The organism is Actinopolyspora alba, from assembly GCF_900112765.1.
GTDB classification, from domain to species: Bacteria; Actinomycetota; Actinomycetes; order Mycobacteriales; family Pseudonocardiaceae; genus Actinopolyspora; species Actinopolyspora alba.
Map to the genome: position 1 here is coordinate 1 of NZ_FOMZ01000024.1, position 8,481 is coordinate 8,481.

2 protein-coding genes are annotated in these 8,481 nt (G+C 68.9%); both read right to left on the reverse strand.

The features are described 5' to 3' along the window. Positions 1–437: beta-ketoacyl synthase N-terminal-like domain-containing protein (locus BM150_RS23310; protein WP_425427442.1), on the reverse strand; the 437-nt coding region annotated here is incomplete at its 3' end. A 28-nt stretch (positions 438–465) separates the two neighbouring features. Then, a complete protein-coding gene (locus BM150_RS23315) occupies positions 466–8,469 on the reverse strand; it encodes a type I polyketide synthase (RefSeq protein WP_342752611.1) in 8,004 nt (2,667 codons plus the stop codon). Between the last annotated feature and the right edge of the window lie 12 nt (positions 8,470–8,481).

Genomic DNA, 8,481 nt, shown 5'->3' on the forward strand with positions numbered 1-8,481 from the left:
CAGGAGGTCTCCAACAACAACCGCTGCTGCGGATCCAACCGCTCCGCCTCCCGCGGACTCACCCCGAAAAACCCCGCATCGAACAACCCCGCGTCATGAACGAAACCACCCCCACGCGCATACGTCGCCCCCACCACATCCGGATCCGGATCGAACAACCCCGCCACATCCCAACCAGGACGATCCGGAAAGCCGGAGATCGCGTCGCTGCCCTCCGCGAGGAGCTCCCACAGCTCCTCCGGGGAATTCGCTCCGCCCGGATAGCGGCACGACATCGCCACCACCGCGATCGGGGCATCGTTGCGCGCCTGTTCGCGTTCGAGCTTCGCGGTGGTCAGGTCGAGTGCCTTGCTCGCACGTTCCAGGTAGGACTTCAGTTCGTTTTCCGTCGGCATGACGACACCTTCCGCCCGCGGCAAGGGAGGACGTCGGGCCACGCACCGCGGCCGCCCTTGCGGTACGAATTCATTCGAGATCTGTCAGCTTCGAGAACTGCGCATCGAGCCGACCGAACAGCTCCTCACCGGCATCCGTGCCGGTATCCGACGATGTCTCGTCGTTCGCCGCCCCGTCGTCGGTGTGGAAGACCAGTCCGACGAGCTGTTTCATCAGCCCTTCCCGTTCGAGTCGCTCGGCGGGGACGCGTTGCAGAACCTCGATCGCTTCCCGTGCCTCGGCGAGCTCATCGCGTCGGGGGTGGACGATTTCCAGGAGGAACTCGGCGAGTGCACGGGCCGTGGGGTGATCGAACAGCAGGCTCGGCGAGAGCTTCTGATCCACCACCGTGGAGAGCCGCTGCTGGACCTGGACGGCCAGCAGCGAGTCGAGACCGATTTCCTGGAAGGATTGGTCGACGGCGATCGCCTCGGGGCCGGACATTCCCAGCACCGCCGCGACCTCTTCACGCACGATGTCCAGCGCCACGTCCGCCCGTTCCTCCGGCGCCGCGTCTCGCAGCCGCGTGTGCTGGTGCGACTCATCACCGGGCTCTCCGGTGGACGAGTTCTCGGTAAGCGCGAGTTCGGCTTCCGCCACACCGTGCAGCAACGGGCGTGACCGCGCGAAGGAGAAGCTCGGCGCGAACCGGGACCAGTCGACGTTCGCGACCACGAGCGAGGGGCGACCGCCGCGCAGTGCGAGTTCGAGGCCACGGAAGGCCGCCTCCGGCGCCATCGGCTCCAGACCTCGGCGCCGCAGCTGGGCGTCGGCTTCCTCGGTCACCATGCCGCCCTCGGCCCAGGGGCCCCAGTGCAGCACCGTGGCGGCCATTCCCCTGTCGTTCCGGTACCGGCTCAAACCGTCGAGGAACGCGTTGGCCGCCGCGTAGGCGCCCTGTTCCCCGGAACCCCAGAACCCGGCGATGCTGCCGTAGAGGACGAACGCCTCCAACGGCTCGGGGTCGAGAAGGGCGTGGAGGTTCGCGGCTCCGGCGACCTTGGACGCCAGTTGGGGCTCGATGGCCTCGGCGTCGAGTTGGGAGAGCGGCACCAGTTCGCTCGTCCCGGCCGCGTGGAAGACGGCGCGAACCGGCTCGTCCAATCCACCCAACAACCGAGCGAGCTCACCCCGATCTGCCACATCGCACCCCGCGACGGTGACCTTCACCCCCAGCTCCGCCAGCTCCGTGCGCAACGCACCGACACCCGGCGCATCGCCACCACGACGCGAGACCAACACCAGATGCAACGGCCCCCGAGCGCACTCCGCCAACCACCGCGCCGTACGGGCACCCAACCCACCGGTCCCCCCGGTCACCAGCACTGCGCCCTCGAAAGCGAGATCTTTTCGGCGGTGCGGCGGCCGGGCGCGAACGACACGCCGGACCATGCGACGGACCCCACCCGCCGGATTCGGGCGGAGCGCGAGCTGGTCCTCGTCGTCGTGGGCCGCCAGTACCGACGGGAGTTCGGCGAGTGCGGTCGCGTCGAGGTTTTCCGGGACGTCGACGAGACCACCGAGATGGTCGGGGTGTTCCAGGCCGACGACGCGGCCGAGGCCCCAGACCAGTGATTGGAGCGGATGGTGCACCGGGTCGGCATCGCCGGTCGAGACCGCACCGCGTGTCACGCACCAGAGCCCGGTCGTGGTGGGAGTTCGTCGTACCGCCTCGACCAGGTCGACGACGCGGGACAGTTCGGCGGTGAGCGCCGGTGAATCGTGCTGCTCATGGTGGGCGAACGCTCCCACCAGCAGCGCCCCCTCCCACGGTTCCGATTCGAGTCGCGCCACCACGGGTGCCGGATCGGTCGACATCGCGATGCGCTCGATATCGACCCCCGCCGCTTCGAGAGCACGCGCGGTGGCATCGACCACGGGGTCCTCGCTCACGGCGAGCAGCAGCCAGCGGCCTTCCGGAGCACCAGCAGTCCCGCTCGTCGGTAGCGTCGCTTCCCAGTGCTCGTCGTAGAGCCAATCGGACAGCGCGGCGTCGGCTTCGCGGTCGCGGTACCACTCGGCCACGTGCGGCACGAGTGACTCCAGATAGGCCCGCGACTCAGCCGGGAGCCCGAGAAGATCGGTAACCTCCTCGGTTCGTCCCGCGGTGAGGGCGTTCCAGAGCGGATCATCGGCTGACCGTGCGCGAACGTTTCCGTGTGTGGGTGTCGTGTCCAGCCAGTAGTGCTCCCGTTGGAACGCATACGTCGGCAGCAGCACGGGTTTGGCCCCACTGCCGTGGTAGAACACCTCCCAATCCGGGGCATGCCCGGCCGTGTGCAACGCGCCCAACGCCGCCACGAACGACTCCGCCTCACCCAACTGGCCGGACGAATCACCCCCAGCACGCAGGGCGGGAATCAACCGGGTCGCCACGTCATCCGGCACGCACTGGGCCGCCATCGCAGACGCCGTGCCATCCGGACCGCACTCCACGAACACATCCACCCCAGCAGCCAACGCCGTCTCAACACCGTCGGCGAACCGCACCGGCTGCCGCACATGCCGCGCCCAATACCCCGGCGAGCACATCTCCTCACCCGTCAACAGTTGCCCGGTGACATTACTGACCACCGGAACCGAAAGCTCACCAAACACACACTGCCCCGCGACCCGCTCCAACTCCGACAGAGCCGGATCCATATGCCCACTGTGAAACGCATGACTGACCGACAACCACCGCGTCCGCCGCCCCAACCCCTCAAAATGAGCAGCCACCTCCCCCACGGCCTCGGCATCACCCGAGACCACACACAGCCCCGGCCCATTCACCGCCGCCAACCACGCCCCCTGCGGCAACACCGCACGCAGCTCGTCCTCCGAAGCCCCCACCGAGACCATCACCCCATCAGCCCGACACCCCTGCATCAACCGAGCCCGCGCCGCCACAAGCCTGGCCGCATCCACCAGCGACAACCCCCCAGCCACATACACCGCCACCAACTCACCCACCGAATGCCCCACCAACACACCCGGAGCAACCCCCAACCGCCGCAACCGACGGAACAACGCCACCTCCACCACGAACAACGCAGGCTGCGCGAACTCCGTCCACCACAACAACCCCCCAGCCTCAGAACCCTCATCGGCCCAATCCCCAGCCTCAGCGGAGTCCTCGGCCCACATCACCGACAACAACGACCGCGACAACACCCCCTCAAACGCCGAAGCCAACTCCTCCACATCAGCCCGAAACACCCCATCCACCCCGGCCAACCCACGAGCCATCCCCACACGCTGCGACCCCCGACCCTCCGACAACGCCCGAAGACCCGACACCGCCCCATCCACCGAGGCCGCCACCACCGAACCCCGACACCCAAACACCCCACGACCAACCCCCAACGACAACCCCACATCGGCCAACGACACCCCAGAACACCCCTCCAAAAACTCCGCCAACCGCCCCGCATTCGCACGCAACGCAGCACCCGAACCCCCCGACACCACAAGCGGCACCGCCACATCCACCAACGAACCGCCGGAGCCCTCCCCAGCAGACCCATCCACATCGACCACGGACGAACCCGAACCAGAAATCTCCAACTCAGGTGCTTCCTCCAGAATCACGTGCGCGTTCGTCCCCGAAATCCCGAACGACGACACACCCGCACGACGCACCCGACCCGACTCCACAGGCCACGACACCGGCTCGTCCAACAACCGAACCGGCCCCGCGCTCCAGTCCACATCCGAGGTGGGTTCCTCGGCATACAACGAGCGCGGCAACTCACCATGCCGCAGGGCCAACACCATCTTCATCACCCCAGCGACACCCGCCGCGGCCTGCGGATGACCGATGTTCGACTTGATGGAACCGACCAGAAGCGGCCGCTCCGCGTCACGCCCCTGGCCGTAGGTGGCCAGCAGCGCGTTCGCCTCCATCGGGTCGCCCAACGCGGTACCGGTGCCATGCGCCTCCACCGCGTCCACATCCGAGGGCTCCAACCCCCCGGCCGCCAACGCAGCACCGATCACCCGCTCCTGCGCCGGACCGTTCGGCGCCGTCAACCCCTGACTCCGACCATCCTGATTCAACGCACTCGACCGCAACACCGCCAACACCTCACGCCCGTTGACCCGCGCATCCGAGAGCCGCTCCAACAACAACATGCCGCAGCCCTCCGACCAGCCCACGCCGTCGGCACTCTCGGAGAAGGGCTTGCAACGGCCGTCGGGGGAGATCAGTCGTTCCCGGCTGAAGGCGATGAACGGCACGGGCGTCGCCATGACGGTGACCCCGCCCGCGAAGGCGAGATCGCACTCACCACGCCGCAACGCCTCCATCGCCTGATGAATACTCACCAACGACGAACTGCACGCCGTGTCCACCGACACCGCCGGACCCCGCAACCCCAACGTGTAAGCCAACCGACCGGACGCGGTGCTGTTGGCGACCCCGGTGGCCACGTGCCCGTCGAGCTGGTCCGGGTCACCGGAGTGCAGCACGTACCCGCTCGACTGAATCCCGAGGTAGACGCCGGTGAGGCTGCGGTCCAGCGACGACGGAGGCAGCCCGGCCCGTTCGATCGCCTCCCACGAAGTTTCCAACAGCAACCGCTGCTGCGGATCCAACCGCTCCGCCTCCCGCGGACTCACCCCGAAAAACCCCGCATCGAACAACCCCGCGTCGTGCAGGAAACCACCCTGGTCCGTACTCGTCCGGCCGACGGCATCCGGATCCGGGTCGAACAACCCCGCCACATCCCAACCGGGACGATCCGGAAAACCCGACACCGCATCACACCCGTCGACCAACAACCGCCACAGCCCCTCCGGAGAATCCACCCCACCCGGATAACGCCCCGCCATCGACACCACCGCGATCGGCTCGTCCGGTGCGCGCCGAGTCGTCGGAACGTCGGTCCGAGCCCCACCCGACTCGGTGCCGGGTATCTTGGTCGCGAGGAACCGGCTGAGTTCCGTCGGCGTGGGGTGGTCGAACAGCAGGCTCGCCGGGAGTTTCTCGCCGACGAGCGCCGCGAGGCGGTTGCGGGACTCCACGGCCATCAGCGAGTCGAGGCCGAGATCGCGAACCGGCCTGTCGGCGGGGACAGCGGCCGCTTCCGGAAGGCGGAGCACAGTGGCGAGTTCGCCGCGCACCAGATCGAGCAAGGCCGCCGCACGCTCGGATTCGGAAAGGCCCGCCAGTCGCTCGACGAGCCCTGCTCCCGCTTCCGTACCCGCGGCTCGCCGAAAGCGGCGACGTACGAGTCCCCGCAGCAGCGCAGGGAGTGCGCCCTCCTTCGCTCGTTGTTCGAGGCGACCGTGGTCGAACGGGATGGGGGCGAGGCCGGTCTCGGGGCGTCCGAGGGCTTCGTCGAGGAGTCGCATGCCGAACTCGGGGGTGATCGGAAGACCGCCCATCCGGCCCAGCCGGTGCCGCAGCGGATCGTCCAGACCGGTCACGAGCCCCACGTCGGTCCACATGCCCCACGCCAGACTCATCGCGGACAGCCCCGTGTGGCGCCGCCGTGCCGCCAGTGAGTCGAGGGCGGCGTTCGCGGCGGCGTAGTTGGCCTGTCCCGCGCTGCCGAGGGTTCCCGCCGCGGAGGAGAACAGCACGAAGGCCGACAGCGGTAGATCCGCGGTGAGCTCGTGCAGGTGGAAGGCGGCGTCGATCTTGGGCCGCAGTACCGTGTCGACCCGCTCCGGGGTGAGGTCCGCGAGGAGCCCGTCGTCGAGGACCGCGGCGGTGTGGAACACGGCCGTCAGCGGTCGTTCCGGGGGGATGGCGTCGAGGACTTCCGCGAGCTCGGACCGGTCGGACACGTCGCAGGCGTGCAGGGTCACCGTGGCCGCGCCCGCCGTTTCCAGCTCGGCCACGAGTTCGGCGGACCCTGTCGCGGCCGCTCCGGAGCGCGACACCAGCGCGAGGTGCCGGATCCCGTGCTCGGCGATGAGGTGGTGCGCGAGGACACGGGCGAGACCGCCCGTTCCGCCGGTGATGAGCGCGGTGCCATCGGTGTTCCAGGTGGTCGCGGCCGGTTCTTCCGAACGTTCCACGGGCAGCAGCCGCAGCGCCTCGAGCGCTCCGTCGCGCAGCACCAGCTGGGGCTCGTCCTCCGGCAGCCGAGCCATGAGGTCCTCGAGCGCGGGAGGCCGATCGGACTCGGTGTCCGTGTCCACCAGGACGAGAGACCGGTCGGGATGTTCCTGCTGGAACGCACGAGCGATTCCCCAAACCGCCCCAGCGGCGGGGGACGGCGGGGGTTGTGCCGAGCCGTTCCCGATGGCCCCGTGGGTGAGCCAGACGACCCGGGTATCGCCGAGAGCGTCCGCTGCCAGCCATCCTCGCAGCCAGGCGAGGGCGCGGTGGGTCAGCTCGTGGACAGCGGTGGGTGTCGCGTCCGGAGCGGGCCAACGAACGACCAGAGTGGATGCTTCCGCCGTCCGCACCCTGTCCGCGAGCGCGGCGAAGTCGGGCGTCGAGCCGTCCGAGGCCGCGATGTCGACCTCCAGGTAGTCGGTCGGCGAGCCCGTCGGTGTGTCCGCCGCTGGAGCGGGCACGGGTTGCCCGACGAGGTGATACAGCGCGGAGGACGCGGTCGTCGCCCCCGAACCCGCCGATTCCCGGATGCGCGGTTCCGTGACCTCCTCGGTGGTGACCGCGCCGATCGTCGCTACCGGATCACCAGCGGGGTCGAAAAGCGCGAGGCGCAGTCGCCCCTCGGTTGCTCTGGTCACCCGCGTTCGGACCGTCATCGCTCCGACCGCGTGCCGCATCGCGTCCGTGACGGTGCACGGCAGGTGGATCGCTTCGTCGGTGTTCGGGAGAAATCGGGTCGCGGCGGCCAGCGCTGCCTCGAGGAGTGCCGGGTGCGTCCCGAACGTCTCGGCCTCGTCCCGCAGCTCATCCGGCAGGCTTGCCTCCACGACGACCTCGTCGCCGGTGCTCCAGCCACGCGTGATCGTCCGAAAAGCGGGTCCGTAGCGGTGCCCGTCGTCGTCCAGCGACGCGTAGAGCTCCTCGACGTCGAGCGGTGTGGCTCCTGGTGGCGGCCCGCTGTCGGGGGCGGGATGCGTTTCGGTCGTTCGTTCGGCGAGCCGGCCGTTGGCGTTGCGCACCCACGGCCCGTCGACGAAGCTGCTTTGCAGCGTGAAGCCTCGACGGCCGTCCTGTTCGGGTTCGATCACCAGCCGCAACCGGCGTGGCCCCGCGTCGAGTGGGATCGGCTCTTCGAGTGAGGTCTCGGCGACGCGTTCGAGGCCGACCCTGCTCGCGGCGTGCAGCGCGAGATCGACGAGAGTGGTGGTCGGCAGCAGCGCGGTGTCGAAGACGTGGTGCTCGGAGTTCCACGGACGGGCGAGCGCAGCGGTGCTGCCCGTGAACACGACGGTGCCGTCCGAGAGGTCCGTGCGGCCCGCGAGGAGTGGGTGTTCTCCGGCGTCGAGGCCGAAGGCGGACGCCTCCCCCTGGCTCGTTTCGGGCAGCTCCAGCCAGTAGTGCTGGTGTTGGAAGGCGTAGGTCGGCAGGTCCACGACCCGCGCCCCGGTGCCCGCGTAGACCGTGTCCCACTCGACCGGGATGCCATGGGCGAACAACTCCGCCGCGGCCTGCCGCAACCGCGACGCACCGTCCTCGTCCCGGTGCAACGAGCCCACCGCCATATGCCCGGCCCCGCCGAGCGGGCCCACCAACAACGGATGCGCACCCAACTCGAGAAACACCGTCTCCTCACCCGCAGCGAGATCCTCCAACGCCAGATCCAACCGCACCGGCTCGCGAAGATTGTCCGCCCAGTAGTCACCATCGAGTTCGCTGCCGTCGACCCGAGCCCCCCGCACCGTCGAGAACACCGGCACATCCCCAGACCCCGGCACCAGATCAGCCAACTCCGACCGAACCGACTCCAACACCGGATCCACCTGCGGCGAATGCGACGCGTAATCCACCGCGATCCGACGGCAATACACACCCTCGCCCTCCAACACGGCGAGGAACTCCTCCAACTCCTGCCGGTCACCAGCCACCACCGTCGACTCGGCGGTGTTGACCACCGCCACCGACAACGCACCACCCCACTCGTGCAATCGCCGCCGCAC